The following is a 25,337-nucleotide window of genomic DNA, read 5'->3' as shown; positions in this document are numbered from 1 at the left end:
CTTGTTCTCCCGCGAAGGCGGGAGCCCAGTCTGGGTCCCCGCCTTCGCGGGGAAACATTCTTGATTAGTGGCTCGCATGCCGCACGGAGCTACACTTGTCCGACTACGACGCCATCATTCTCGGGGCAGGCGCCGCCGGCCTCATGTGCGCCGCGGTTGCGGGGCAACGTGGGCGGAAGATCCTGCTTGTCGATCATGCGGAGCAGGCGGGGAAGAAGATCCTGATCTCCGGGGGCGGGCGGTGCAACTTCACCAACGTCCACACTGCGGCGGATCGCTACATCTCCGCCAACCCGCATTTCGCCAAGTCCGCGCTCGGCCGCTACACCGCGCAGGACTTCCTCGCGCTCGTCGGATCCTACGGGATTGCGTGGCACGAGAAGACGCTCGGGCAACTCTTCTGCGACGGCTCTGCACGACAGATCGTCGATATGCTGCTCGACGAATGCGACAAAGGCCGTGTCGACCTGTCACTCGGCCGTGCAGTCACATCGGTCGAACATGCCGATGGCCGCTACCGGGTATCGCTCGACGGCCGCACCGTCACCGCGCCCGCGCTGGTCATCGCAACCGGAGGCCCATCGATCCCGAAGATGGGGGCCACCGGGTTTGCCTATGATCTCGCGCGGCAGTTCGGGCTGAAGGTCGTCGAGCCGCGCCCCGCACTAGTCCCGCTGACGCTGGGCGGCGATGAAACACTGTTCCGTGAACTGTCGGGAGTCGCCGCAGAAGTTGTCGCGACCGCCGGCAAGACTGCGTTCCGTGAAGCCGCGCTGTTCACGCACCGCGGCCTGTCCGGCCCGGCGATCCTGCAGGTGTCGTCCTATTGGCGCCACGGCCAGCCCGTCGGGATCGATTTCTTGCCCGATCGCGAGTCCGGCTGGCTTCCCGCCGCCAAGCGTACCACGCCGCGCGCGACTCTGCGAAAACTGCTCGGCGGCACGCTTCCTGACCGACTCGCGGAGACTTTAAGCGAGCGATTGGGCATGGGCGGCGAGATTTCGACGCTTACCGACCGCAAGCTCCAAGACGCCGAACGAGCGCTAAGTCATTGGAAATTCACGCCAAATGGCTCAGAAGGCTATGCCAAGGCCGAGGTGACGGCTGGCGGAATCAGCACTGCGGAACTCTCTTCGCAAACAATGCAAGCCAAACGCGTACCAATGCTGTATGCAGTCGGCGAAGCGGTCGATGTCACAGGGTGGCTCGGCGGCTACAACTTCCAATGGGCATGGTCGAGCGGGTGGGCCGCGGGTCAAGTCCTGTAGGGACAACCTCGCCAGCGCCTTGCCGTAGCGTAAGCCGGCCACCAACTAGGACGTACATGCCTTTTACAAATATTCCGTCGCTTCTTTCCGAAGCGCTCGAAGCGCGCGGCTATACCGCGCTCACCCCCGTTCAATCGCACGTCATCGAGGACAATGCGATCGGTCGCGATCTCGTCGTGTCGGCGCAGACCGGCTCGGGCAAGACCGTCGCGTTCGGCCTGGCGATGGCCGGCGAACTGCTCGGTGAAGCCGGCGAGGACGGCGTCCAGCGCCTGCCCGCACCGCACAAGCCGCTCGTCTTGTGCATCGCACCGACTCGCGAGCTCGCGCTCCAGGTCAGCCGCGAGCTGATGTGGCTTTATGCCAAGGCCGGTGCGCGGATCTCGACCTGCGTCGGCGGGATGGACGCGTCCAAGGAGCGTCGTTCGCTCGCACACGGCGCGCATATCGTCGTCGGCACGCCGGGCCGTCTGCGCGATCATCTCGAGCGTGGCGCGCTCGACCTGTCGGCCCTGAAGGTCGCGGTGCTCGATGAGGCCGACGAGATGCTCGACATGGGCTTCCGCGAGGATCTCGAGCAGATTCTCGACGCGTCGCCAGAGAGCCGCCGCACGCTGCTGTTCTCCGCGACGATGCCGCGGCCGATCGTCGCGCTCGCCAAGCGTTACCAGAAGGACGCGCTGCGGATTTCGACCGTCGGCGAGGATCGCGGTCATGGCGATATCTCGTATCAGGCCGTCACGGTCTCGCCGTCCGAGATCGAGCATGCGGTGATCAACCTGCTGCGCTTTCACGAGGCGGAGACGGCGATGCTGTTCTGCGCGACTCGCGACAACGTGCGTCATCTGCACGCCAGCCTGGTCGAGCGTGGCTTTGCCGCCGTCGCTTTGTCCGGCGAGCATTCGCAGAACGAGCGTAACGCAGCGTTGCAGGCTCTGCGCGACCGTCGTGCCCGCGTCTGCGTGGCGACCGACGTTGCTGCACGCGGTATCGATCTGCCGACGCTCAGCCTCGTCGTGCACGTCGAACTGCCGCGCGATGCCGAGACGCTCCAGCATCGCTCGGGTCGTACCGGTCGTGCGGGCAAGAAGGGCACCGCCGTCCTGATCGTGCCGTTCCCGCGTCGCCGTCGCGTCGAGATGATGCTCCGCGGTGCGAAGATCAACGCGGAGTGGGTCAACGCCCCGACCGCGGAGGACATCCGCAAGAACGATCACGAGCGGCTGATCGGCATGCTGTTGCAGCCGGTCGAGGTCGAGGAGGAGGATCGCGCACTCGCCGTCCGCCTGATGGCCGAGAAGACTCCTGAGGATATCGCCGCGGCGCTGGTGCACATGCACCGCGCGACGATGCCGCAGGCCGAGGACCTGATCGACCAGAGCAAGCAGCCGACGCAGGACGATCGTTCGCAGGGGCCGCGGGCGGGTTTCGAGGACACCGTGTGGTTCCGGATGGACATCGGTCGTCGCCAGAATGCCGATCCGCGCTGGATCCTGCCGCTGATCTGCCGTCGCGGGCATATCACCAAGTCGGAAATCGGTGCGATCCGGATCGGGCCGAACGAGACCGCGTTCGAGATTCCGCGCGCTGTGGCGTCGCGCTTTTCGGCGGCGATCCAGCGGACTGCTCAATCTGGTGAGGAAGAGAGCGGCGTGGCGATCGAGGCGATGCAGGGCGCGCCGGAGAGCGGTGCGCGGCATGATGGCGGTGGCGGCGGTCGCAGCAATGCGAGCGGTCCGCGCTCGACGCTGCACCGCGCGGCCCCGCGTGGCGGTCCGGCGCCTGCGCGCAAGCCGCCGTATCGCGGCAATCGCGAGCGTAGCTGAGGGCCTTTGCGCCATTCTCGTCAGGGAATGGCGCGTGGCCCGCAAGACCTCCGTCATCCTGACGAAAGTCCGGATCCAGCGTAACGAACGCCGCCCTGCTTGATCCTGGATCCTGACTTTCGTCAGGATGACGGGAGTGAGTGGGGCGGTTCGGGAGGTGTACGATGACGAACGTATCTTCCAGCACGATCCGCATCCTCGTCGACGCCGATGCGTGCCCGGTGAAGGACGAGATCTACAAGGTCGCATGGCGCCACGAAGTCCCCGTCACGATCGTCGCGAACAGCCATTTCCGGATCCCCGTCCATCCGCTGATCTCTCGGGTCGTCGTCAGCGACGGGTTCGACGCGGCCGACGACTGGATCGCCGAACAGGCCGATGCGAAATCGGTGGTGATCACCGCCGACATCCTCCTCGCCGACCGCTGCGTGAAGGCCGGTGCGACGGTGCTGGCCAACACTGGCAAGCCGTTCACCACCAGCTCGATCGGCGGCGCGATCGCGACGCGCGCGATCATGGCGGACCTGCGCGCGGGCGGCGACATCATCGGCGGCCCGGCGCCGTTTTCGAAGGCCGACCGGTCGAGCTTCCTCTCCGCGCTCGATGCGGCGTTGGTGCGGCTGAAGCGCCTCTGAGGTCGCGTCACGGCGCATTTTACCGCCGCCAGGGCACGCACGGGGTTGCCATCCCGCACCCCGCATCGCCATAGGCGCGCGTTCATACAAGGACGAGCCGATGCAGATGGACGCTGGCGGCCCCGCCTTGGGGCTGGATTTCGGCACGACCAACAGCGTCGTGGCGCTGGGAACGCGCGGCGGGACGCCCGAACTCGTGACCTTCGCGGCGCCTGCCGAGACTAGCCCGGTGTTCCGCTCGGCACTGTGTTTCTGGCAGGACGACGACGGCAAGGGTCTCGCGTCGGATGCGGGGCCGTGGGCGATCGCGGAATATATGGAATATCCGCTCGACAGCCGGTTCATTCAGTCGTTCAAATCGGTCGCGGCGATGAAGACGTTCGAGCAGGCTTCGGTGTTCGACAAGCGCTATCGCTTCGAGGAGATGGGCCAGCTGTTCCTCGAAAAGCTGATTTCCCATGCAGGCGGCAAGCTCGACACACGACCGCACCGGATCGTCGTCGGGCGGCCGGTCGAATATGCCGGCGCGCGACCCGACGAGGCGCTCGCCCGCACGCGCTATGACGCGATGTTCAAGGGCTTCGGCGCGGAGATCCATTATGTCTACGAACCGCTTGGCGCCGCCTACAGCTATGCGACGCGGCTGACCGAGCCGGCGACGATCCTGGTGGCGGATTTCGGCGGCGGGACGAGCGACTTTTCGGTGGTGCGCGTGGCCGAGCCGGGGGCGGCGCGACGGTGTACGCCGCTCGGGCATGCGGGCGTCGGGATCGCGGGGGATCGGTTCGATTACCGGATCCTTGACCGGCTAGTGTTGCCGATGCTGGGCAAGGGCGGTGCGTACAAGTCGTTCGGCAAGGAACTGGAGATTCCGCGCGCGTATTTCGCCGATTTCGCGGACTGGTCGCGGCTGGCGCTGATGCGCAACCGCAAGACGATGACCGAGTTGGAGCGGTTGCAGAAGACCGCGGTCGACCCCGACGCGATCGGGCGGATGATCGCGGTGATCGAGAATGAACTCGGCTATCCGCTGTACGATGCGGTCGGGTCGTTGAAGCGGGCGCTGTCGAGCGGCGAGGACGCGCATTTCCACTTTGCAGGGGCGGGGCTCGAGATCGAGGCGGACGTAACGCGGGCGCAGTTCGAGGGCTGGATCACCGACGACGTGGTGCGGATCGAGGCGGCGGTCGACCGCGCCCTGGCGGTCGCGAACGTCGGCGGCGGGGATATCGACCGGGTGTTCCTGACCGGCGGATCGTCGCTGATCCCGCGCATCCGCCGGATCTTCGTCGAGCGGTTCGGCGAGGCGGCGATCATGAGCGGCGGCGAACTGACCTCGATCGCGCATGGGCTGGCCTTGATCGGCGAGCAGGACGATATCGCGGCGTGGTCCGCCTGATGGTGCCGCGGGTTCTGCTGGGGACGGCGCAGGTGCCGGGCGGGGGGGAGCTTCGGTTGCTCAGCGGGGCGCGGAGTTCTCGATCATGCTCGGCGCGAACGAGTTGATGAACAGCCGCTTGAGCGGATCGGAAGAGGCGCTGGCGGAGCAGGCTTGCGACCGGATCGGCGGGCGTCCGGGCGTTCGGATGTTGATCGGTGGGCTCGGGATGGGCTTTACCCTTCGCGCGGCGCTGGCCCGGCTTGGCCCCGACGCGGAGGTCGCCGTCGCGGAAATCGTGCCGGCGGTGATCGAATGGGCGCGCGGGTCGATGGCGGCGCTGCACGGTGACAGTCTGACCGATCCGCGCACCCGGATCGTCGAGGGCGACGTCGCCGCGGCGATTGCCGAGGGCGAGTGGGATGCGATCCTGCTCGACGTCGATAATGGTCCGGACGGGATTTCACGGCCGGGTAATGATCGGCTTTACGGCGCACGGGGACTGTCTTTGGCACATGCGGCGTTGCGACCGGGTGGCGTGCTGGCGGTGTGGTCGTCGGCACCGAGCAAGCCGTTCGCTACCCGACTTGCCGGAGCGGGTTTCGCGGTCGACGAAGTGATCGCACGGGCGACGCGGAAGGGCGGAGCGCGGCACACGATCTGGTTCGCTACCAGGGCATGATCTGGCGGTGGGCCGTATTGATCGCGCTGTCGGCGGTGATCGCGGGGGTGCTGGAGCTGGTCGGGCTGCCGGCGGGATTGCTGCTGGGGCCGATGATTGCCGCAGTGATGCTGGCGGTGCGGGGATGGTCGCTGACCGTGCCCACGTCAGCCTTTCGTGGGGCGCAGGCGGCGGTGGGTACGCTGATCGCGGGGTCGATCACTACGGGGATCGTCGCGACGGTGGCGGATCACTGGCCGGTGTTCCTGATGGTCAATTTCGTCACGCTCGCGGCGAGCAGCGTGCTCGGATACCTGCTCAGCCGGTGGCAGGTGTTGCCGGGCACCGTCGCGGTGTGGGGATCGACGCCCGGCGCGGCGAGCGCGATGGTGTTGATGGCGCAGGCGTACGGCGCTGACTCGCGGCTGGTCGCGGTGATGACCTACACGCGGGTCGTGAGCGTGGCGGTGGTCGCGTCGGTGCTGGCGGCGGTGATGGTCGGCGGCGGGAGCGGGCATCACGTTGCGGCCACGTGGTTCGCGGCGGTCGATCCGGTTGCAGTGCTGCGGACGATCGCGATCGCCGGTATCGGCGCGAGCGTTGGCGTCGTGCTGAAACTGCCGGCCGGGGCGCTGCTCGGGTCGCTGGTCGCGGGGGCGGCGCTCAATGTTACCGGCGTTGCGCAGCCGGTGTTGCCGCAGTGGTTGCTCGCGATCAGCTATGCGGTGGTCGGGTGGCGGATCGGGCTGTCGTTCACGCGCGATACGCTGCGGGTGGCGGGAAAGGCGATGCCGCGGATACTGCTGTCGGTGGCGCTGCTGATCGCGTTCTGCGGTGGAATCGCGGCGGCGTTGGCGCGTTGGTGGGGGATCGATCCGGTTACCGCGTATCTGGCGACGAGTCCTGGCGGGATGGATTCGGTCGCGATTTTTGCGGCGTCGAGCCCGGTGGATGTGCCGTTCGTGATGGCGCTTCAGGTGATGCGGTTTCTGGGGGTGCTGGCGATCGGGCCGCCGCTCGCGAAGTTCGTGGCGACGCGGCAGGGCGGGGTGCCGCCGCCGGTTATCCCAACCTAGGACAATCCCAGACGGCCCGACCCCAACCCCCGTTCGCCCTGAGCGAAGTCGAAGGGTGGGTATCGCGCGCAGGTGCTTCGACTTCGCTCAGCATGAACGGGTGTGGGTGCGACCTGCCCTCAGAGCGAACGGGTGGGGCGTGGCGCCCTTAGGTCGAGCGGGGATGTGGGCGTTACCCCTTCGTCGGGCGATACGCCTCGACGTCGATCTCGTGGCGCTTGAGCTTGTCGTAGAACGTCTTTCGCGGGATGCCGAGTGCGGTCAGCGCGGAGCGGACATCGCCGTTGACCTGTTGCAGGGTCGCGCGGATCGTGGCTTCCTCGAACTTGTCGACGCGGGCGGGGAGGGGGATGTCGCTGTCTTCGTCGGCGGGGTCTTCGGCCTCGACGCGGAGGACGAGGCGCTTGGCGAGGTTGTCGAGTTCGCGGACGTTGCCGGGCCAGTCGTGCTGGGCGAGATAGGCGAGCGTCGCGGTGTCAATTGTCGGCACTTCGCGACCAAACCGCTCCGCCGCCTGGTGGAGCAGGTGGCCGAACAGCAGCGGTATGTCGTCGCGGCGTTCTCGTAAGGGCGGGATGCGCAAGCGTACCGCGTCGAGGCGGAACAGGAGGTCGGCGCGGAAGCGGCCTTCCTCGACCGCGTGGTCCAGGCCGGGTTTGGCGGCGGCGATCACGCGCAGGTCGAGCGCGCGTGGGAGGTCGCCGCCGACCGGCATGACCTCGCGCTCCTCCAGTACCCGGAGGAGTTTGGCCTGAAACGCGGGCAGCGTGCTCTCGATCTCGTCGAGGAACAGCGTGCCGCGGTTCGACGCCTCGATCCGGCCGGTGCGGGGCAGGCGGGAGTCGCCGTCGTGGCCGAACAGCTCGATCTCCGCGACCGCCTCGGGCAGCGCGGCGCAGTTGACCGCGACGAACGGGCGGGAGCGGCGGTTGCTCCAGCGGTGGAGGAGTATAGCGACAAGTTCCTTGCCGGTGCCGGTCTCGCCTTCGACCAGCACGTCGATATCGGCCTGCGCAATCTGGCGCATCGTCTCGCGCAGGCGGACCATCACCGGGGTTTCGCCGATCAGGGGTTCTGCGCCGATCGTTTCCTCGGCAGCGGCGCGGAGGCGGCGGTTGTCGAGGACCAGGCGGCGCATTTCGAGCGCACGCCTCGCCCCGGCGATGAGGTGGTCCGTCGCGAACGGTTTCGGGATGAAGTCGAACGCGCCGTTCTTGAGCGCGGCGACCGCCATCGCGACATCGCCGTGGCCGGTCATCAGCAGCACGGGGATCTCATGGTCGATCGCGGCGATCCGGCGGAAGAGTTCCAATCCGTCCATCTTCGGCATGCGGATGTCGGACACTACCGCGCCCTCGAACCCGGCGGTCACGCGGGCCAGCGCCACGGTCGGATCGCGCTCCGCGATCACCGCGATACCGGCGAGTTCGAACGATTGCTCCAGCGCCCCGCGCAACACGTCGTCGTCGTCGACGAGCAATACCGCTTGCTCGCTCATGCCTTCACCAGGATCATGCTGAAAATGGCGCCTTCAGGTGCTGGGACGAGATCGAGCGTGCCGCCGAACTCGGTCATGATGTCGCGCGCGATGCCGAGGCCGAGGCCGAGGCCGTCCTTCTTGCTCGTCGCGAACGGGGTGAAGAGATGGTCGGCGATCTCGGTATCGATACCGGGGCCGTTGTCGGCGACGGTCAGCACGACGTCGCGGCCTTTCCTGCCGACGGTGACGCTGACTCGGGCATCGTGCCGGTCGGCGACCGCGTCGAGGGCGTTCTGGAGGAGGTTGACCAGGACCTGCTCCAGGCGGACGCGGCCGGCGATGACGGTCAGTCGTGCCTCGGCGCCGGTGGGGAGGTCGAGCGTCACGCTTTTCGCGCGGAAGCGGTCGCCGATCAGCAGGCGGACGCCGTCGATCGCTTCGTCAAGCGCGACCGGGCCGATCGAGCCTGCGCCGCGCCGCGCATAGCGCCGCAACCCCGCGGTGATCGTGCCGATCCGACTGGTGAGGTCGACGATCGACTGGAGATTGGTCGCCGCGCGCGCCGGTTCGCCGCGTTCGAGGAAGGCGGCGGCATTGTCGGCGAAGGTACGGATCGCGGCGACCGGCTGGTTGATCTCGTGCGCGACGCTGGCGGTGATCGTGCCGATCGAGCCGACGCGGTTGGCGTGCGCCAGTTCCTCGCGCGCCTGACGGAAGCGCTGGTCGGAGGCCTCGCGCTGCTCGACTTCGATCTGGAGGCGGTCGGCGGTCGCCCGAAGCTCGGCGGTGCGGCGGGCGACTTCCGCTTCCAGTTCCGCCCGCGCACCGGCGTTGCGCTTGCGCCGTTCGTAGAGCCACCACGCGGCCAGCATCGCCGCGATCGTTACTAGCGCCGCGATCGCCGTCGCCCAGCGGGTCCTGGCGGCGGCGGTGCGCAGCGCGGCGTCGAGCGGCTCCATATGCACCAGCCGCCATTTCGCGATCGGCACGGGCAACGAGACTTCTACCGCCGGCGTCCCGTCCGCAAGGCGCGCGCGATCGGCGTCGAGTATCAATGGCGCGGGCCCAAGCGGGGAGGCGCCGAACTGTCGGGTCGCGATCAGCTCGGCGCGGCGCGTCGGCGAAAGCGGGCGCGTCGTGCGGAACTGCAGACGGGGATCGCTGGAGATCAGGATGATGCCGTCGGGATCGGTGACGAAGGTCGCCATCCGATCCTGGATCCACGCGCGCGCGATCTTTTCGAACTCGACCTTCACGACGACCACGCCCAGCGGGCGGCCGGCGCGATCGATCCGCCGCGACAGATACAGGCCGGGTCGCCCGCTGACGCTGCCGAGCGCGAAGAACTCGGTCGCGCCCGACGCCATCGCCTTGGTGAAATACTCGCGGTACCGATAGTCGTGGCCGAGAAAGCTGTCGGGCTGCCCGGCGTTCGACGCGGCGATCGTCATCCCCCCGGTATCAAGCGCATAGATCACGGGGGCGCCGGTGCGCTCGGCCAGCATCGCGAGTTTGGTGTTGAGCGCGGAGTCGACCGTGCCCGAAGCGAGCGCCGCACGGACATCGGGATATTCACCGAGCATGACCGGCAGCAGTCGGTACGTCTGCAACTCCGCTTCGAGCAGGCGGAGATTGCTGCGAGTCTGCTGGATCGCGCGCATCCGCACCGACGCCGTAGCGTCCGCTACCGCGCGCGGGCCATAGATCGAAGCGACTCCTGCCACGATCACGCCGAGCGCGGCAAACGCCAGCAGCACGGCCAGCGCGATTATGAAAAGAGAGGATCGAAGCCGTGCCATTTGTGCGGATTATCACACACGGAAGCGCTCCGCTATCGCCCAAATTCGGCATTTCCCACACATCTGAAAACCCGGTATGGTCGCAAACGACGCAAAAACAACGTCTTATGCGTGTGATGACGGGCCCTTGTAGTCTCGGGTTCGGCTCGGCATTACCGTCCCCATAACGTCCCGTGGCAGTGGACGAAAGTTTTCAGGAGGCGATGTTGACCCTACCATCCCAGACATACGGTGTCGCGGAAACGCCGACGCGGAAGCGCTGGAGCGGCCAGCTCTATATCCAGGTGCTGGTCGCGATCGCGCTCGGCGCGGCGCTCGGGCATTTCTATCCGACCTATGGCGCGGCGTTGAAGCCGCTCGGCGACGCATTCATCAAGCTGGTGAAGATGATCATCGCACCGGTGATCTTCCTGACGCTCGTCACCGGTATCGCGGGCATGAAGGAACTGGGCTCGGTCGGCCGCGTCGCGGGCAAGGCGTTCGCGTACTTCCTGTTCTTCTCGACGCTGGCGCTGATCGTCGGCCTGATCGTCGCCAACGTCGTCCAGCCGGGCGCGGGGATGAACATCGACGCTGCCACGCTCGATACCAAGGGCATCGCGGATTATACCGTGAAGGCGCACGAGACGACGATCACCGGGTTCCTGATGAGCATCATCCCGGACACGATGGTCAGCGCGTTCACCGACGGTAACATCCTCCAGATCCTGCTGATCGCGATCCTGTTCGGCATCTCGCTGAGCCTGGTCGGTGAGCCTGCCAAGCCGGTGCTGAACTTCCTCGAGCGGCTCAGCCTGATCGTCTTCAAGCTGGTCGGCATCCTGATGCGTGCGGCCCCGCTCGGCGCGTTCGGTGCGATCGCGTTCACGATCGGCAAGTACGGGATCGGCAGTCTTGCCAATCTCGGCGCGCTGGTCGCGACCTTCTACCTGACCGCGGCGCTGTTCGTGGTGGTCATCCTCGGCACGGTCGCGCGACTGACCGGTTTCTCGATCTTCAAGCTTATCAAGTATCTGAAGGCCGAACTGCTGCTGGTGCTCGGTACGTCGTCGTCGGAAGCAGCCCTGCCGAACCTGATCCAGAAGATGGAGGCGGCAGGCTGCGAGAAGTCGGTCGTCGGGCTGGTCGTGCCGACCGGCTATTCGTTCAACCTCGACGGTACCAACATCTACATGACGCTGGCGGCGCTGTTCATCGCGCAGGCGACCAACACGCATTTGACGCTTGGGCAGGAATTGCTGCTGCTGGTCGTGGCTATGATCTCGTCCAAGGGCGCAGCGGGCGTTACCGGCGCGGGCTTCATCACGTTGGCCGCGACGTTGTCGATCGTGCCGACGGTGCCGATCGCGGGCATGGCGCTGATTCTCGGCGTCGATCGCTTCATGAGCGAGTGCCGGAGTCTCACCAACTTCATCGGCAACGCGGTCGCGACGATCGTCGTGGCCCGCTGGGAAGGCGCACTCGACCGCGACAAGCTTGACGCGGCGCTGTCGGGCAGGCTTCCCGAGTTCGTGCCAGCGGCGATCCCCGCCGCTGCTACCGCCCACTGACGCGTACGGGGCCGGTTCGCCGGTCCCACGTCCTGTACCGGATATTTGATAGGACCTCGATGACGATGCGCCGCTTGCGGCACGTGGCCGGACTTGCCACGTCCGCGCTCTCGATCTTCGCTTTCGCGAACGTCGCCACTGCTCAGACCGAGGCGCCGCCGTCGCGACAGGCCAATCCCGGCGCCAAGGACGTGTCGAGCACCGCCGAAGCCTCGCCGATCGCCGAAAGCTACCCCAATGCCGCGATCGGCGACGGTACGACGGCGGGTGGCTACAACCAGTCGCGCTGGGCGGAGGACTGGTCGAAGCTGCGTGACCCGGCCAAGCGCAAGGACATTGTCGACCAGTTGAAGTTCATCTCGATCGCCGGTGACGGCGACGTCTATCTGACGCTGTCGGGCGAGGCGCGGTTGCGCGTCAACCAGACCACCAACCCCAATTTGCGCGATGCCGAAGCGCAGCGGCAGGACATACTCCGTCTGTTCGGTGGCGCCGACCTGCATGTCGGCAAGCATCTCCGCTTCTACGGCGAACTGGCGCACGGCACGCTGGAAGGGCAAAATCTCGGGACCGCGCTGCCGAACCTGCGTAACAAGCTCGCGGTGCAGCAGGCGTTCGTCGATCTGACCGGCACGGTCGCAGACGTCGATGTCGGCGTGCGCTATGGGCGCCAGACCTTCGCCGATGGTCCGAACCTGCTGGTCGTGCCGCGCGACAACAACACGCTGTTCTTTGGCTTCAACGGCTTCCGCGCGTGGGCACGTGCTGCGGGTGTCCGTGCCGACGTGTTCGATTTCAAACCGACCCGGTACGGCAATGACGGCACCGGCGACGAAGGCATTGAGGGTGGTCGGCGCTTCTCGGGCATTTCGACCGGCATCGTCGTGCCGGAAACGCTGTTCGGCGGGTCGAAGCTGTATGTCGATCCGTTCCTCTGGCGCCTGCGCAACCGTGCGGCGGTATGGGGCACCGAGAACGCGCGCGAGGTCCGCAATTTCTACGGGCTGCACGTGTGGGGCGATGCGGGGCCGGTGAACCTCGATTGGACGATCAACTATCAGGGCGGGTCGTACGACAACCGTTCGATCAAGGCGTGGCTGATATTGTTGGCGCAGACCTACAAGCTCGGCGCGGGCAAGTCCGCGCCGCGGGTCGGTTTCCATGCGGATTATGCCAGTGGCGGTGGTGCCTATGGGACCGGTACGTTGCGCAACTCGCTCGCCCCGTTCGGCAACAACATCTATTACAGCTATCAGCTGTTCGCGACGCCGACCAACCTGGTTGCGCTGGCGCCGAACGTGTCGTTCAGCGTGTTCGACAAGCTGCGACTGACCGCGGAATATCAGCGTTCGTGGCGCGATACGACGAGCGATGCGGTGTACCGTGCGAACGGGTCCGCCTTTGCCGGCACGCAGAACTTCGGGGGCAAGAAGATCGCCGATACGCTGCGCTTTCAGGCGGTGTACCCGATCAGTTCGCGACTGTCGTTCACCGGGCGGTACGAGCACCTGATTGCGGGGCCTGCGTTGACCAATGCCGGGTATAAGAACTCCGACTTCCTTGCGGGGTGGATCAACTACCGGTTCTGATAGAGCCGAGCGGCGATACCGGCTGGATTAACCTGCGTCGCTCGGCGCAGCGTTTTCTCCGCTTTCGACCATACCGGTCCTTCAATTCTGCGATCGACTGTGGCACATGGGTTCCAACATCAGGAGCACATGGCCATGGATCTCAGCTTCACGCCCGAGGAAGAATCGTTCCGCGACGAAGTCCGCGCGTTCTTCCGCGACAAACTTCCCGCGCGGCTCTCGACACTGGTCCGCGAAGGTAAGCGCCTCCGCAAATCGGACATGGAGGAATGGCACGCGATCCTCAACGAACGCGGCTGGCTGGCGAACCATTGGCCCGAGGAGTGGGGCGGTCCGGGCTGGAGCGTGATCCAGCGGTTCATCTTCGACAACGAGTCTGCGCTCGCGCATGCGCCTCGCGTGGTGCCGTTCGGCGTCAACATGCTCGGGCCGGTGCTGATCAAATACGGGTCCGAGGAGCAGAAGACGCAGTGGCTGCCGCGGATCCTCGATGGTTCCGACTGGTGGTGCCAGGGCTATTCGGAACCGGGCGCGGGTTCCGATCTTGCGGGCCTCAAGACCACCGCCGTCCGCGCCAATCGCGATGGGGCCGACGTCTATGTCGTCAACGGCCAGAAGACCTGGACGACGCTTGGCCAGCATGCCGACATGATCTTCTGCCTCGTCCGCACCGACCCGGGGGCGAAGAAGCAGGAGGGCATCTCGTTCCTGCTGATCGACATGAAGTCGCCCGGCATCGAAGTCCGCCCGATCACGCTGATCGACGGCGAGCAGGAGGTGAACGAGGTGTTCTTCACCGATGTCGAGGTGCCGGTGGCCAACCTCGTCGGCGAGGAAAACCTCGGCTGGACCTTCGCCAAATACCTGCTGACCTATGAGCGCACCAACATCGCCGGCGTCGGCTTCTCGATCGCGTCGTTCGAGCGGCTGAAGGAAGTTGCGCAGATGCAGAAGAAGGGCGGGCGGGCCTTGGCGGACGATCCGTTGTTCGCGGCACGGATGGCGCGGGTCGAGATCGATCTCGCCAACATGCAGACCACCAACCTTCGCGTGCTCGCGGCGGTCGCGGGTGGGGGTGCGCCGGGGGCGGAAAGCTCGATGCTCAAGATCAAGGGCACCGAGATCCGCCAGGAGATCACCTCGCTGACGCGTCGCGCCTATGGCTCGTATGCAGCGCCCTACATACCCGAAGCTCTGGAGGCCGGGTGGAACGGCGAGGATGTCGGCCCGGAGGACGCGGCGATGGCGGCGCCGAGCTATTTCAACAACCGGAAGCTGTCGATCTTCGGCGGGTCGAACGAGATCCAGAAGAACATCATCTCCAAAGCCATCCTGGGTCTGTGATCACATGAACTTCGAACACACCGACGACCGCCGCATGCTCGCCGACACGCTCGTTCGGGCGCTGCGTGACGGCTATGCGATCGATACGCGCAATGCGGGGGCGTACAGCGAGGCGGGGTACGACCCGGCGGTCTGGCAGCAATTGACCGAACTCGGCATCGTCTCCGCGCTGTTCGACGAGGCGGCAGGCGGCTTCGGCGGCAGCGGGTTCGACATCATGGTGGTGTTCGAGGCACTCGGCCGCGCGCTGGTGGTCGAACCGTTCCTCGGCGCGCTGATGGCGGGGCGTGCGCTGGCAAAGGCTGGCGGGCATGACGAGACGCTCGCCGGGATCGTTTCCGGCGAAACGATCGCCGCATTTGCGCATGAGGATGGTGCGACGCCGGTGACCGCGACGAAGAGCGGCGATGGCTGGACGCTCAGCGGGACGAAGGCGGTCGTGCCGCAGGCGGGCGCGGCGTCGGTGTTCGTGGTGGTGGTCGAACAGGACGACCCGCTCGTGTTGCTCGTGCCCGCGGATACGGCCGGGGTTTCGGTGCGGAGCTACAACGTCGTCGAGGGCGGCGGTGCTGGGGACGTGACGTTCGACGGCGTAACGCTGGGTGCGGATGCGCGGGTCGGTGGTGACGGGCAGGGGCAGGCGATCGTCGATGCGGCGGTCGGTGCAGGGCTGCTCGCGCTGTCGGCCGAAGCGGTGGGCGCGATGGAGTTCGTCAAGGAGGCGACGCTCGGCTACCTTCGCGACCGGAAACAGTTCGGCGTGCCGATCGGCAAGTTCCAGGCGCTGCAGCACCGCATGGCGACGGTGTTGCTCGAGATCGAGCAGGCGCAGTCCGCAGTGATCAACGCCGCGTCGGCATTCGACGGCGCCGACGTGAAGGCGCGCGCGCGGGCGCTGGCGGCGGCGAAATACACCATCGGGCGGACGGGGGCTCTGGTGGCCGAGGAGTCGATCCAGTTGCACGGCGGCATCGGCATGACGTGGGAATACGCCGTGTCGCACTACGCCAAGCGGCTGGTGATGATCGACCACCAGCTCGGCGACGAGGACCATCACCTCCAACGCTACATCGCGCTGGGCTGAGTGCCCGTCATCCTGACGAAAGTCAGGATACAGAGTCACGAAGGACAGCACCTGTTACCCTGGATCCTGACTTTCGTCAGGATGACGCGGCCAGATGGCAGGGCCGGATGACGGGGGCTGCTAGACGGTATGGACTACCGCGTGCGCTTCCCGATCATCGGTCGAAGCCGCACGCCGAGACAGATCACCGTCGGCCACAACAGCGTATTGAGGGTGTCCAGCGAGGTATCCCCCCAGCGCCATGAGCCGAAGCTCAACCGGTCCATGATCTCGTTGAAGGCTTCACCCGCGACGACGACCCACCACGGGATGAACGTCCCGAACGATCGGCGCGTCACCAGTCTCGCGATCATCAACAACGCCATGCCGGCATGGATGTGCAGGATGGCATCGGGCAGTCCCGTGCCGTCGCCGATCCAGATGATGGCATCATGGTACAATTGGGGGATCACGCTTTACTCCAGGGGAAACGGCAGGGCCGCAGCAGTGCGAGCCTATACGAGCCTCAGCCGGAAGCGCCAATCGTACCCAGCATCAGCGGTTTGAGTTCGGCGATGGTCGTGTCCAGCCAGGCGATGAACCGGTCGATCCGCGCGATCCGGCGGACGTCGCGGTGGACGACGAGCCAGAATGAGCGCTGGATATCGACGGCTTCGGGCAGCACGCGGACCAGCCCAGGTGCACGGTCGCCGATGAAGCAGGGCAGTATCCCGCACCCTGCGCCCGCCGCGATTAGTTCGGCTTGTGCGACGATGCTCGAACTGCGGATCGATGCATCGAGCCGCCCGTCGATCTCCGCCAGATAGCGGAGTTCGGGCGCGTAGATCATGTCCGGGACGTACCCGATAAGCCGGTGTCGCATCAGGTCTGCGGTAGTCGCGATCGGAGCTGTACGGGCGAGGTGATCGGGGTGCGCGTATAGCCCGAGGTGATAATCGGTGAGCTTGCGCGTCACCAGAGGTCCGCTCTTTGGGCGTGCGAGCATCACCGCGATGTCCGCCTCGCGGCGTGACGGATTGAGGAAACCGGTCGACGCGATCAGGTCCACGGCTATTCGCGGATGCTGGTTGGTGAATGCGGCGAGCCTTGGTGCAAGAATGCGGCTGCCGAACCCTTCCGAGACGCTCAGCCTGATCGGACCTGCCAGCACGCCTGCATCCGTGCCTACCGCTTCCTGGATGCCGAGCGCGGAGGCTTCCATCGTCTCGGCATGGCCGAGCAGAGCGGCGCCCCGTTCGGTTAGCGCGTATCCGGCGACGGTCTGTTCGAACAATGTCGTCTGGAGTCTGCGTTCAAGGCGTTGGAGGCGTCGCGACACGGTGGTTGCGTCCTGCCCGAGCAGTTTGGCGGCGGGGCCGAGCCGGTGCGTACGCGCCAAAGCCAGGAAATACCGGACGTCATCCCAATCCATTGAACTTGGCCCCTGAACAGCTCGCCCTATGCTGCACATCTGCAGAGTGTATCTGCAAACAGCCCCACTTGGCTGCGAAACGCTTATGGCCGACGGTGCGGCTAACGAGAAGAGGATGCCATGCGGACGATCGAGAATTTCGTGAGCGGTGCGGCAAGCAAAGCAGAGCGCTTCGGCGACGTGTTCGACCCGAATTCGGGCGAAGTGCAGGCCCGGGTTCGGCTGTCGGGCGCCGCCGATCTGGAACGCGCGGTCGCCGCTGCACAGAAGGCGCAACCGGGCTGGGCCGCCACTAACCCGCAGCGTCGTGCGCGCGTGATGTTCGAGTTCAAGCGGCTCGTCGAGGCGAACATGGACGAACTCGCGCGGCTGCTGTCGTCCGAGCACGGCAAGGTCATCGCGGATTCGAAGGGCGATATCCAGCGCGGGCTTGAGGTGATCGAGTTCTGCTGCGGCATTCCGCACATCCTCAAGGGCGAATACACGCAGGGCGCCGGGCCGGGGATCGACGTGTATTCGATGCGCCAGCCGCTCGGCATCGGCGCGGGGATCACGCCGTTCAACTTCCCAGCGATGATCCCGTTGTGGATGTCGGGCGTCGCGATCGCCACGGGCAACGCGTTCATCCTCAAGCCGTCCGAGCGCGATCCGTCGGTGCCGGTGCGGTTGGGCGAATTGTTCGTCGAGGCAGGGTTGCCCGAGGGGATCTTCCAGGTCGTCCACGGCGACAAGGAGATGGTCGACGCGATCCTCGATCATCCGGCGATCTCGGCGGTGAGCTTCGTCGGATCGTCCGACATCGCGCACTATGTGTACCGCCGGGGCGTGGAGGCGGGCAAGCGCGTCCAGGCGATGGGCGGCGCGAAGAACCACGGTATCGTTATGCCCGACGCGGATCTCGACCAGGTCGTTGCCGACCTGTCGGGCGCGGCGTTCGGGAGCGCGGGCGAGCGGTGCATGGCGCTGCCGGTGGTGGTGCCGGTCGGCGAGAAGACGGCGGTCGCGTTACGCGAGAAGCTGATCCCGGCGATCGCTGCTTTGCGGGTTGGCGTGTCGACCGACAACGACGCGCATTACGGCCCGGTCGTGAATGCGGCGCACCGCACGCGGATCGAGAACTGGATCCAGACCGGGGTCCACGAGGGCGCGGAACTGGTCGTCGATGGGCGCGGGTTTGCGTTGCAGGGGCATGAGAAGGGCTTTTTCATCGGCCCGTCGCTGTTCGATCATGTGACGACCGACATGTCGGCGTACAAGGAGGAGATCTTCGGCCCGGTACTCCAGATCGTTCGCGCTGCCGATTTCGAGGAGGCGGTTCGGCTGCCAAGCGAGCATCAATACGGCAACGGCGTCGCGATCTTCACGCGCAACGGCCACGCGGCGCGCGAGTTCGCGGCGCGGGTGAACGTCGGTATGGTTGGTATCAACGTGCCGATTCCGGTGCCGGTGGCGTATCATACGTTCGGCGGCTGGAAGCGCTCGGCGTTCGGGGACACCAACCAGCACGGCATGGAGGGCGTGAAGTTCTGGACCAAGGTCAAGACGATCACGCAGCGCTGGCCGGATGGGTCTGCATTGCCGGCTATGGCCGAGGATGGCGGCCCGGCGCGGAATAACGACGCGTTCGTCATCCCGACGATGGGGTGAGCCGGGTGCGCCTTGGAACAGTCGCGCTCGTCGTTCGCGACTATGATGAAGCGATCGCGTATTTCGTCGGCATGCTGGGCTTCGTGCTTGTCGAGGATACGGATCTGGGCGGGGGGAAGCGTTGGGTGCGTGTCGCTGCTCCGGGCGGCGGTTCGGAGCTGCTGCTCGCGAAGGCGGTCGGCGATGAGCAGATCGCGGCGGTCGGCAAAGCCGGTGGCGGGCGCGTTTGCCATTTCCTGAACACCGACGATTTCTGGGCATCTTACGCAGTGCTGAAAGCCAACGGCGTTGATTTCGTCGAAGAGCCGCGCGACGAGCCCTATGGATGGGTCGTCGTGTTCGCCGACCTATATGGCAATAAATGGGATCTGGTCGGATTGACCGCAGACGCCAAGGCTAATGGAGCTTCTTCGTGACCAACCAGTTCGACCTCACCAATGACCAGCGCGAGATCCAGGAACTGGCGCGCCGCTTCACCGCGGACCGCATCACGCCGCATGCAGCCGAGTGGGACGAGAAGCACATTTTTCCGCGCGAAACGATAAAGGCGGCGGCCGAGCTCGGCTTCGCGGCAATCTATGTCAGCGAGGAGAGCGGCGGGATCGCGCTTGGGCGGCTTGAGGCGGCGCTGATCATGGAGGCGATGTCGTATGGGTGTCCGTCGACCAGCGCGTTCATCAGCATTCACAACATGGCGGCGTGGATGATCGACCGGTTTGGGTCGTCCGCGGTGAAGGACAAGTACCTCCCCGATCTGGTGACGATGGACCGGCTGGCGAGCTATTGCCTGACCGAGCCGGGCTCGGGGTCCGACGCGGCGGCTTTGAAGACGCGGGCGGTTCGGGACGGCGACGACTGGATCGTGACGGGGTCGAAGCAGTTCATCTCGGGTGCGGGCGAGAACGAGGTGTACGTGACCATGGTCCGCACCGGTGAGGAGGGGGCCAAGGGTATCTCGTGCCTGGTGATCGAGAAGGACATGCCGGGCGTGTCGTTCGGCGCGAACGAGAAGAAGCTGGGTTGGCATTCGCAGCCGACGCGGCAGGTGATCTTCGACGGCGTCCGGGTGCCGGGCGCGAACATGGTCGGCGGCGAGGGTGAGGGTTTCCGGATCGCGATGATGGGGCTCGACGGCGGGCGGCTGAACATCGGCGCGTGTTCGCTCGGCGGTGCGCAGCGGTGTCTCGACGAGGCGATCGCGTACACGAAGGACCGGAAGCAGTTCGGCAAGGCCATCGCGGATTTCCAGAATACGCAGTTCATGCTGGCGGACATGGCGACCGAGTTGGAGGCGGCGCGCGCGCTGCTCTATATTGCGGCGGCCAAGGTGACGGCGAACGCGCCCGACAAGACCAAGTTCGCGGCAATGGCGAAGCGGCTCGCGACGGATACGGGGTCTTCGGTGGTCGACCGCGCGTTGCAGTTGCACGGCGGGTACGGGTATCTGCAGGACTATCCGATCGAACGCTTCTGGCGCGACCTGCGCGTGCATTCGATCCTCGAGGGGACCAACCAGGTGATGCGGATGATCGTCGGGCGCGAGCTGACGCGGCAGTGAGTCCGCGCAGCTACAAGTCTTTCTTCTGCTCCGCGCCTCCGCGCCTCTGCGCGAAAAAGAATATCGTTCGCGCAGAGGCGCAGAGGCGCGGAGATGGTATTCGGGAGGTGAACGCGTGACCGATGATCTGATCGTCGAGAGTGAAGGGCCTGTCGGCCGTATTCGGTTGAACCGCCCGAAGTCGCTGCACGCGCTCAATCTCGGCATGTGCGAAGGCGTGCTAGAAGCGCTCAAAACATGGCGAAGCGATCTTTCGGTTGAGGCAATCGTTGTCGATCATGTCGAAGGGCGTGGGTTCTGCGCGGGCGGGGATATCCGCATGCTCGCCGCGTCCGGCGCGACCGATGGCGTCGAGGCGCGGGCGTTCTTTCATGCCGAGTATCGGATGAACCACCGGCTGTTCACCTATGCCAAGCCGATCGTCGCCTTCATGGATGGGATCACGATGGGCGGCGGCGTAGGGCTGGCCTTGCCGTGCCGGTTCCGGATCGCGACGGAGAACACCAAGTTCGCTATGCCGGAGACAGGGATCGGGTTGTTCCCGGATGTCGGCGGCGGCTGGTACCTGTCGCGGTTACCGGGGCGGATCGGGCAGTATCTCGCGCTGACCGGCCACCGGCTCGATGGGGCGGAGTGTCTGGCGCTCGGGTTGGCGACGCATTTCCTGGCGAGCGATACGCTTGATATCGCCAAGGCGCGGATTGCGGAGACGCCGCGGGATATTGCCGGCGTGCTGGATTCGTTGGCGACGTCGCCGCCCGGAGCGAAGATCCTCGCGCGGAAGGACGACATCGACCGCCTGTTCGCGTCGGACGTGCTGGAAGATATCTACGCTGCGCTTGAGGCGGATGGTGGTGAGTGGGCTGCGCAGACGCTGGCCACGCTTAAGACGAAGTCGCCGCAGACGATGAAGGTGTCGCTCCGGCTGCTCCACGAGGGTGCGGCGATGGCGAGTTTCGCGGATGAGATGCGGCAGGAATATGCAGTCGGCGCGCATGTCGTGCAGCGGCATGATTTTATCGAGGGCGTACGCGCGGTGATCGTCGACAAGGACAACGCGCCGCGCTGGAGTCCCGCGACGCCCGAGGATGTGACCGATCACGTGATCGACCAGATCTTCGCGCCGTTGGCGGAGCATGAGGCGTGGACGCCGGGTTAATCCGTCTATCTGCTCTCCCGCGAAGGCGGGAGCCCAGTCTGGGTCCCCGCCTTCGCGGGGATACAAGGAGTAAGTGAATGACCTACGAAACGATCCTCGTCGAGCAGCGCGGCGGCGTGACACTCGTCACGCTGAACCGGCCTCAGGCGCTGAATGCGCTCAATTCGCAGGTGCTCGCCGACCTGATCGCCGCGTTTGCCGCGTTCGATGCGGATGCGTCGCAGGGCTGCGCGGTGCTGACCGGCTCGGCCAAGGCGTTCGCGGCGGGGGCTGACATCAAGGAGATGCAGAGCCAGGGGTTCGCGGACATGTACGCGAGCAACTTCTTCGCAGGATGGGAGAATTTCACGCGGACGCGCAAGCCTGTCATCGCGGCGGTCGCGGGCTATGCGCTGGGCGGCGGGTGCGAGTTGGCGATGATGTGCGACTTCATCCTCGCCGCCGATACCGCCAAGTTCGGCCAGCCCGAGATCAAGCTGGCCGTGTCCCCCGGCATGGGCGGATCGCAGCGCCTCACGCGTGCGGTCGGCAAGGCCAAGGCGATGGAGATGTGCCTGACCGGGCGGATGATGGATGCCGAGGAAGCCGAGCGCGCAGGGCTCGTGTCGCGGATCGTGGCCGCCGCGGATTTGGTCGAGGAGGCTGTGAAGACCGCCGTGACGATCGCCGCGATGGCACCGCTGGCGGTGCTGGCGAACAAGGAAATGGTCAACGCGGCGTTCGAGACGGGACTTGCGATGGGCGTCCAGTTCGAGCGGCGGCTGTTCCACGGGCTGTTCGGGACGGCGGACCAGAGCGAAGGCATGGCCGCGTTCGTGGAGAAGCGTCCGGGGAACTGGACGGGGAAATAATCTGCTCCCCCTCCCGCGCGCGGGAGGGGGCTGGGGGGTGGGCTCCCGGTCGGCAACGTGGTGCAACATCATTGGCCGGGCGCCCACCCCCGGCCCCTCCCGCATACGGGAGGGGAGACAGGAGCAGGCAATGGCACGGATCGGTTTCATCGGGCTTGGCAACATGGGCGGCGGGATGGCGGCGAACCTCGCCAAGAAGGGTCATGACGTCCGCGCGTTCGATCTGAACGCCGATGCGCTGGACAAGGCGAAGGCCGCGGGATGCCTGCCGGTCGCGTCTGCTGCCGAAGCCGCAGACGGCGCCGAGGCGATCGTCACGATGCTCCCCGCCGGCAAGCATGTCGCCGAGGTCTATGACGCGCTGTTCGGCGTCGCGTCGCCCTCCGCGATCCTCATCGACTGTTCGACGATCGACGTCGCCACCGCAAAGCAGGTCGCCGAGGCCGCACAGGCCAAGGGGCTCGTCGCGGTCGACGCACCCGTCTCCGGCGGGATCGTCGCGGCGAATGCGGGAACGCTGACGTTCATGGTCGGCGGTTCAGCCGAGGCGTTCGACCGGGCTCAGGTCATCCTCGCCGACATGGGCAAGGCGGTCATCCACGCGGGCGTGAACGGCGCGGGACAGGCGGCGAAGATCTGCAACAACATGATCCTCGGCGCAACGATGATCGCTACTTGCGAGGCGTTCGTGCTGGCGGAGAAGCTCGGCCTCGACGCGCAGGCGTTCTACGACATCGCCAGTGTGTCGTCGGGGCAGAGCTGGTCGATGACGACCTACGCGCCGCTACCTGGGATCGGCCCGGACACGCCCGCCGATCACGACTATCAGGGCGGCTTCGCGGCGGCGTTGATGCTGAAGGATCTGCGGCTCGCAATGGCGGCGGCGAAGGATACCGGCGCGGATACGCCGATGGGCGCGAAGGCTGCCGAGCGGTACGAGGCGTTCGCCGAGGCCGGGCAGGGTGGGCTCGACTTCTCGGCGATCATTCGCACCCTTCGCGACTAAGTCTCAGAGGAAGAGGATCAGCATCAGCAGCAGCCCGAGGATCGACACCGTCCAGCAGAAGCTGCGCACGTAGCGGATGCCGAACAATTCTTCAGTGCCCGCTCGGCGCGGCCGGCCATCTCGCCAAGCGGCTTTTGATCGCCATCGCGCGGGCCGGCGTTCCAGTCGAGCCCGCGGTCGCGCGTCGCGGTCTGCCCCTGGATCATGATGTATGCGAACAGCAGGACCGTCGACCAGCCAAGCAGCAGCAGTTCGGTAGACAACGTCATGATCGGTCTCCGCAGCGCAGCGGGTCTCGACGCCGCTATGCGAGCGAGGTTGCGCCACGTTGCGGAGGAATGGCAAGCTGCCGTGCATCGTGCGCGCGGTGGAACGCGCGGTCGGCGTCGTCGATCGCGCCAAGCAGGCTGCCGAAGCACGGCACCTCGTCGATCGGATAGACGCGCGACAGGTCATGGCCGAGCGCGAAAACGTCGCGCTGCGTGAGCAACCCGATCGCGACGATGCGGTCTTGATCAGGCATATGTCAGGCTCCGTTGGTGTAACTTACGTTAACACACTGGACCGTCTATGTATCAGTAATATCGGATAAAGAGCCCAAGCGAGCCTTAGCCGAGCCCAATTCGTTCGCGCGCTTGCCAACGGGCGATCATCAGCACGGATACCACCGCCAGTCCGGTCGCGAGGCCAGTCCAGATGCCGACTCCGCCCCAGCCGCGGCCGAACGCGAGCCATGCGCCGACGCCGATGCCGATCCCCCAATAGCCGATCGCGGCGAAGATCATCGGCACCTTCGTATCGCCCGACCCGCGCAACATGCCCGCGCCGATCACCTGCGCGCCGTCGACCACCTGGAACACCGCGGCCACCGCAAGTAGCGAGATCGCCAGCGCGACGACCGGTGCGTTCGCGGGCGCGTCGACATCGAGGATGATACCGATCAGCATCTGCGGTGCGAGGATCAGCAACGCGGCGGTGATCACCATGAAGCCTTCGCCGATCGCGAATGCCGCCCAGCCTGCGCGCCCGATTCCCGCGCGATCGCCGCGTCCGGAGGCGAGGCCGACGCGGACGGTGGCGGCTTGTGCGATGCCGAGCGGGACCATGAAGGTGACGCTGGCGATCTGGATCGCGATTGCGTGGGCGGCAAGCGGGACGGTGCCGAGCAGGCCCATCAGGAATACCGCGGCGATGAACACTGTGGATTCGAACCCGAGCGTGATCGCGATCGGCAGGCCGAGCGTCCACACCGCGCGGTATCGCGGCCAGTCTGCGCGCCAGAACCGGCCGAGCAGGCGATAGCGGCGGAACGGCTTGGCGTAGACGATGACGGCGGCCATCGCGACGAAGCTGAGACCGTTGGCGATGCTGCTCGCCATGCCCGAGCCGAGCAGGCCGAGCGCGGGGAGGCCGGCATGGCCGAAGATCAGCAGCCAGTTGAGCGCGGCGTTGACCACCAGCAGCCCGACCATCACCACCAGCGACCAGGCGGGTTTCTCGAGCGCGGCGACGAACGCGCGCAGCACGAGGAAGCAGAGACTCGGCAGCATTCCCCACATCACCGCGCGCGCGAACCGCGCCGCTTCGTGCGCGAGCAGCGGGTCCTGGTCGAGCAGGTGTACGAGGATGGCCTCGGCGTTCCAGAGGATGATCCAGGACGGGAGGCAGAGCGTGGCGGCGACCCAGATCGTCTGGCGCACGGTCCGCCGGATATCGCGCACCGCATGCGGCCGCGCACCGCGTTCGCGCGCGATCATCGGGACAGCGGCGGTGGTGAGGCCCATGCCGAAGACGAGGAACACGAGGTAGAGGTTCAGCCCCAGCGTCGCCGCCGCCAACGTGTCCGAGCCGAGCCGCCCCAGCATCGCGACGTCGGTCGCACCGACCAGCGCCTGGGCGAGGTTCGTCGCGACCAGCGGCCAGGCGAGTTTCAGCGTGGCGGCGAATTCGGTGCGCCAGGGGCGGGACGGGGTGGACGTCATGCGTCGGCTTTAGCCGGGTTCACGGCCAAGTCG

22 protein-coding genes and 1 pseudogene are annotated in these 25,337 nt (G+C 66.2%); 16 read left to right on the top strand and 7 right to left on the bottom strand.

Annotated elements, in window-relative coordinates; translation table 11 throughout:
• Nucleotides 1-143: 143 nt before the first annotated feature.
• The 6 genes and pseudogenes from AC1MLZ_RS08460 to AC1MLZ_RS08435 all read left to right on the top strand — a co-directional run bounded on the left by AC1MLZ_RS08460 (nt 144) and on the right by AC1MLZ_RS08435 (nt 6,844).
• Entirely contained in the window at nt 144-1,268 is a 1,125-nt protein-coding gene (locus AC1MLZ_RS08460) for a BaiN/RdsA family NAD(P)/FAD-dependent oxidoreductase (protein ID WP_480961504.1), read from the top strand.
• 56 nt (nt 1,269-1,324) lie between these two features.
• Nucleotides 1,325-3,094 (top strand): DEAD/DEAH box helicase, encoded by a 1,770-nt coding sequence (locus AC1MLZ_RS08455; RefSeq protein WP_480961250.1) that lies wholly within the window; start codon nt 1,325-1,327, stop codon nt 3,092-3,094.
• 164 nt (nt 3,095-3,258) lie between these two features.
• Nucleotides 3,259-3,729, top strand: coding sequence for a YaiI/YqxD family protein (locus tag AC1MLZ_RS08450; protein ID WP_332742451.1), 471 nt, complete (start codon nt 3,259-3,261; stop codon nt 3,727-3,729).
• A gap of 106 nt (nt 3,730-3,835) precedes the next feature.
• On the top strand, nt 3,836-5,128 hold the full coding sequence (locus AC1MLZ_RS08445; RefSeq protein ID WP_480961503.1) for an Hsp70 family protein: 1,293 nt from the start codon (nt 3,836-3,838) through the stop codon (nt 5,126-5,128).
• Nucleotides 5,128-5,789 (top strand): annotated as a pseudogene (locus tag AC1MLZ_RS08440) (spermidine synthase). The gene AC1MLZ_RS08445 and the pseudogene AC1MLZ_RS08440 overlap by 1 nt, the downstream one beginning before the upstream one ends.
• A complete protein-coding gene (locus AC1MLZ_RS08435) occupies nt 5,786-6,844 on the top strand; it encodes an AbrB family transcriptional regulator (protein WP_480961249.1) in 1,059 nt (352 codons plus the stop codon). The pseudogene AC1MLZ_RS08440 and the gene AC1MLZ_RS08435 overlap by 4 nt, the downstream one beginning before the upstream one ends.
• A gap of 172 nt (nt 6,845-7,016) precedes the next feature.
• Here the strand turns inward: AC1MLZ_RS08435 and AC1MLZ_RS08430 are convergent, their stop codons facing one another.
• On the bottom strand, nt 7,017-8,342 hold the full coding sequence (locus AC1MLZ_RS08430; protein WP_480961248.1) for a sigma-54-dependent transcriptional regulator: 1,326 nt from the start codon (nt 8,340-8,342) through the stop codon (nt 7,017-7,019).
• A complete protein-coding gene (locus AC1MLZ_RS08425; RefSeq protein WP_480961247.1) occupies nt 8,339-10,123 on the bottom strand; it encodes a sensor histidine kinase in 1,785 nt (594 codons plus the stop codon). The genes AC1MLZ_RS08430 and AC1MLZ_RS08425 overlap by 4 nt, the downstream gene beginning before the upstream one ends.
• Before the next feature lie 203 nt (nt 10,124-10,326).
• Here AC1MLZ_RS08425 and AC1MLZ_RS08420 point away from each other — a divergent pair, with 203 nt between their 5' ends.
• From AC1MLZ_RS08420 to AC1MLZ_RS08405, 4 genes are all read left to right on the top strand, one after another.
• Nucleotides 10,327-11,673 (top strand): dicarboxylate/amino acid:cation symporter, encoded by a 1,347-nt coding sequence (locus AC1MLZ_RS08420; protein ID WP_480961246.1) that lies wholly within the window; start codon nt 10,327-10,329, stop codon nt 11,671-11,673.
• Nucleotides 11,674-11,732: 59 nt separating this feature from the next.
• The gene (locus AC1MLZ_RS08415) at nt 11,733-13,262 is read left to right on the top strand and encodes an alginate export family protein (RefSeq protein ID WP_480961245.1); all 1,530 of its coding nucleotides are present in this window, start codon (nt 11,733-11,735) and stop codon (nt 13,260-13,262) included.
• A 135-nt stretch (nt 13,263-13,397) separates the two neighbouring features.
• Nucleotides 13,398-14,606: an acyl-CoA dehydrogenase family protein gene (locus AC1MLZ_RS08410; protein ID WP_480961502.1), complete on the top strand. Its 1,209-nt coding sequence runs from the start codon at nt 13,398-13,400 to the stop codon at nt 14,604-14,606.
• Nucleotides 14,607-14,610: 4 nt separating this feature from the next.
• Nucleotides 14,611-15,690 (top strand): acyl-CoA dehydrogenase family protein, encoded by a 1,080-nt coding sequence (locus AC1MLZ_RS08405; RefSeq protein WP_480961244.1) that lies wholly within the window; start codon nt 14,611-14,613, stop codon nt 15,688-15,690.
• Nucleotides 15,691-15,824: 134 nt separating this feature from the next.
• Here the strand turns inward: AC1MLZ_RS08405 and AC1MLZ_RS08400 are convergent, their stop codons facing one another.
• Both AC1MLZ_RS08400 and AC1MLZ_RS08395 read right to left on the bottom strand, forming a co-directional pair.
• Nucleotides 15,825-16,142: a hypothetical protein gene (locus tag AC1MLZ_RS08400; protein WP_480961243.1), complete on the bottom strand. Its 318-nt coding sequence runs from the start codon at nt 16,140-16,142 to the stop codon at nt 15,825-15,827.
• A gap of 53 nt (nt 16,143-16,195) precedes the next feature.
• Nucleotides 16,196-17,101 (bottom strand): LysR family transcriptional regulator, encoded by a 906-nt coding sequence (locus AC1MLZ_RS08395; RefSeq protein WP_480961242.1) that lies wholly within the window; start codon nt 17,099-17,101, stop codon nt 16,196-16,198.
• Nucleotides 17,102-17,221: 120 nt separating this feature from the next.
• Here AC1MLZ_RS08395 and AC1MLZ_RS08390 point away from each other — a divergent pair, with 120 nt between their 5' ends.
• The 6 genes from AC1MLZ_RS08390 (at nt 17,222) to mmsB (ending at nt 23,322) form a co-directional block, all read left to right on the top strand.
• Complete coding sequence (locus AC1MLZ_RS08390) at nt 17,222-18,748, top strand: CoA-acylating methylmalonate-semialdehyde dehydrogenase (protein ID WP_480961241.1); 1,527 nt, start codon at nt 17,222-17,224, stop codon at nt 18,746-18,748.
• 5 nt (nt 18,749-18,753) lie between these two features.
• The gene (locus AC1MLZ_RS08385) at nt 18,754-19,164 is read left to right on the top strand and encodes a VOC family protein (RefSeq protein ID WP_480961240.1); all 411 of its coding nucleotides are present in this window, start codon (nt 18,754-18,756) and stop codon (nt 19,162-19,164) included.
• A complete protein-coding gene (locus tag AC1MLZ_RS08380; protein WP_480961239.1) occupies nt 19,161-20,306 on the top strand; it encodes an acyl-CoA dehydrogenase family protein in 1,146 nt (381 codons plus the stop codon). The genes AC1MLZ_RS08385 and AC1MLZ_RS08380 overlap by 4 nt, the downstream gene beginning before the upstream one ends.
• 115 nt (nt 20,307-20,421) lie before the next feature.
• Entirely contained in the window at nt 20,422-21,465 is a 1,044-nt protein-coding gene (locus AC1MLZ_RS08375) for an enoyl-CoA hydratase/isomerase family protein (protein ID WP_480961238.1), read from the top strand.
• Nucleotides 21,466-21,542: 77 nt separating this feature from the next.
• Complete coding sequence (locus AC1MLZ_RS08370; RefSeq protein WP_480961237.1) at nt 21,543-22,316, top strand: enoyl-CoA hydratase; 774 nt, start codon at nt 21,543-21,545, stop codon at nt 22,314-22,316.
• Nucleotides 22,317-22,446: 130 nt separating this feature from the next.
• A complete protein-coding gene (gene mmsB / locus AC1MLZ_RS08365) occupies nt 22,447-23,322 on the top strand; it encodes a 3-hydroxyisobutyrate dehydrogenase (RefSeq protein WP_480961236.1) in 876 nt (291 codons plus the stop codon).
• Between the two features lie 23 nt (nt 23,323-23,345).
• Here the strand turns inward: mmsB and AC1MLZ_RS08360 are convergent, their stop codons facing one another.
• The 3 genes from AC1MLZ_RS08360 to AC1MLZ_RS08350 form a co-directional block, all read right to left on the bottom strand.
• The gene (locus AC1MLZ_RS08360) at nt 23,346-23,591 is read right to left on the bottom strand and encodes an MAPEG family protein (RefSeq protein ID WP_480961235.1); all 246 of its coding nucleotides are present in this window, start codon (nt 23,589-23,591) and stop codon (nt 23,346-23,348) included.
• Nucleotides 23,592-23,626: 35 nt separating this feature from the next.
• Nucleotides 23,627-23,845 carry a hypothetical protein gene (locus AC1MLZ_RS08355; protein ID WP_480961234.1) on the bottom strand — a complete coding sequence of 73 codons (219 nt, stop codon included), beginning with the start codon at nt 23,843-23,845 and terminating at the stop codon, nt 23,627-23,629.
• 85 nt (nt 23,846-23,930) lie between these two features.
• Nucleotides 23,931-25,304 (bottom strand): MATE family efflux transporter, encoded by a 1,374-nt coding sequence (locus AC1MLZ_RS08350; RefSeq protein WP_480961233.1) that lies wholly within the window; start codon nt 25,302-25,304, stop codon nt 23,931-23,933.
• Nucleotides 25,305-25,337 lie beyond the last annotated feature (33 nt).

The organism is Sphingomonas sp. PEI4, from assembly GCF_056679955.1.
The sequence above is the reverse complement of the archived record's forward strand: the minus strand, read 5'-3'. Positions and strand labels throughout refer to the sequence as shown.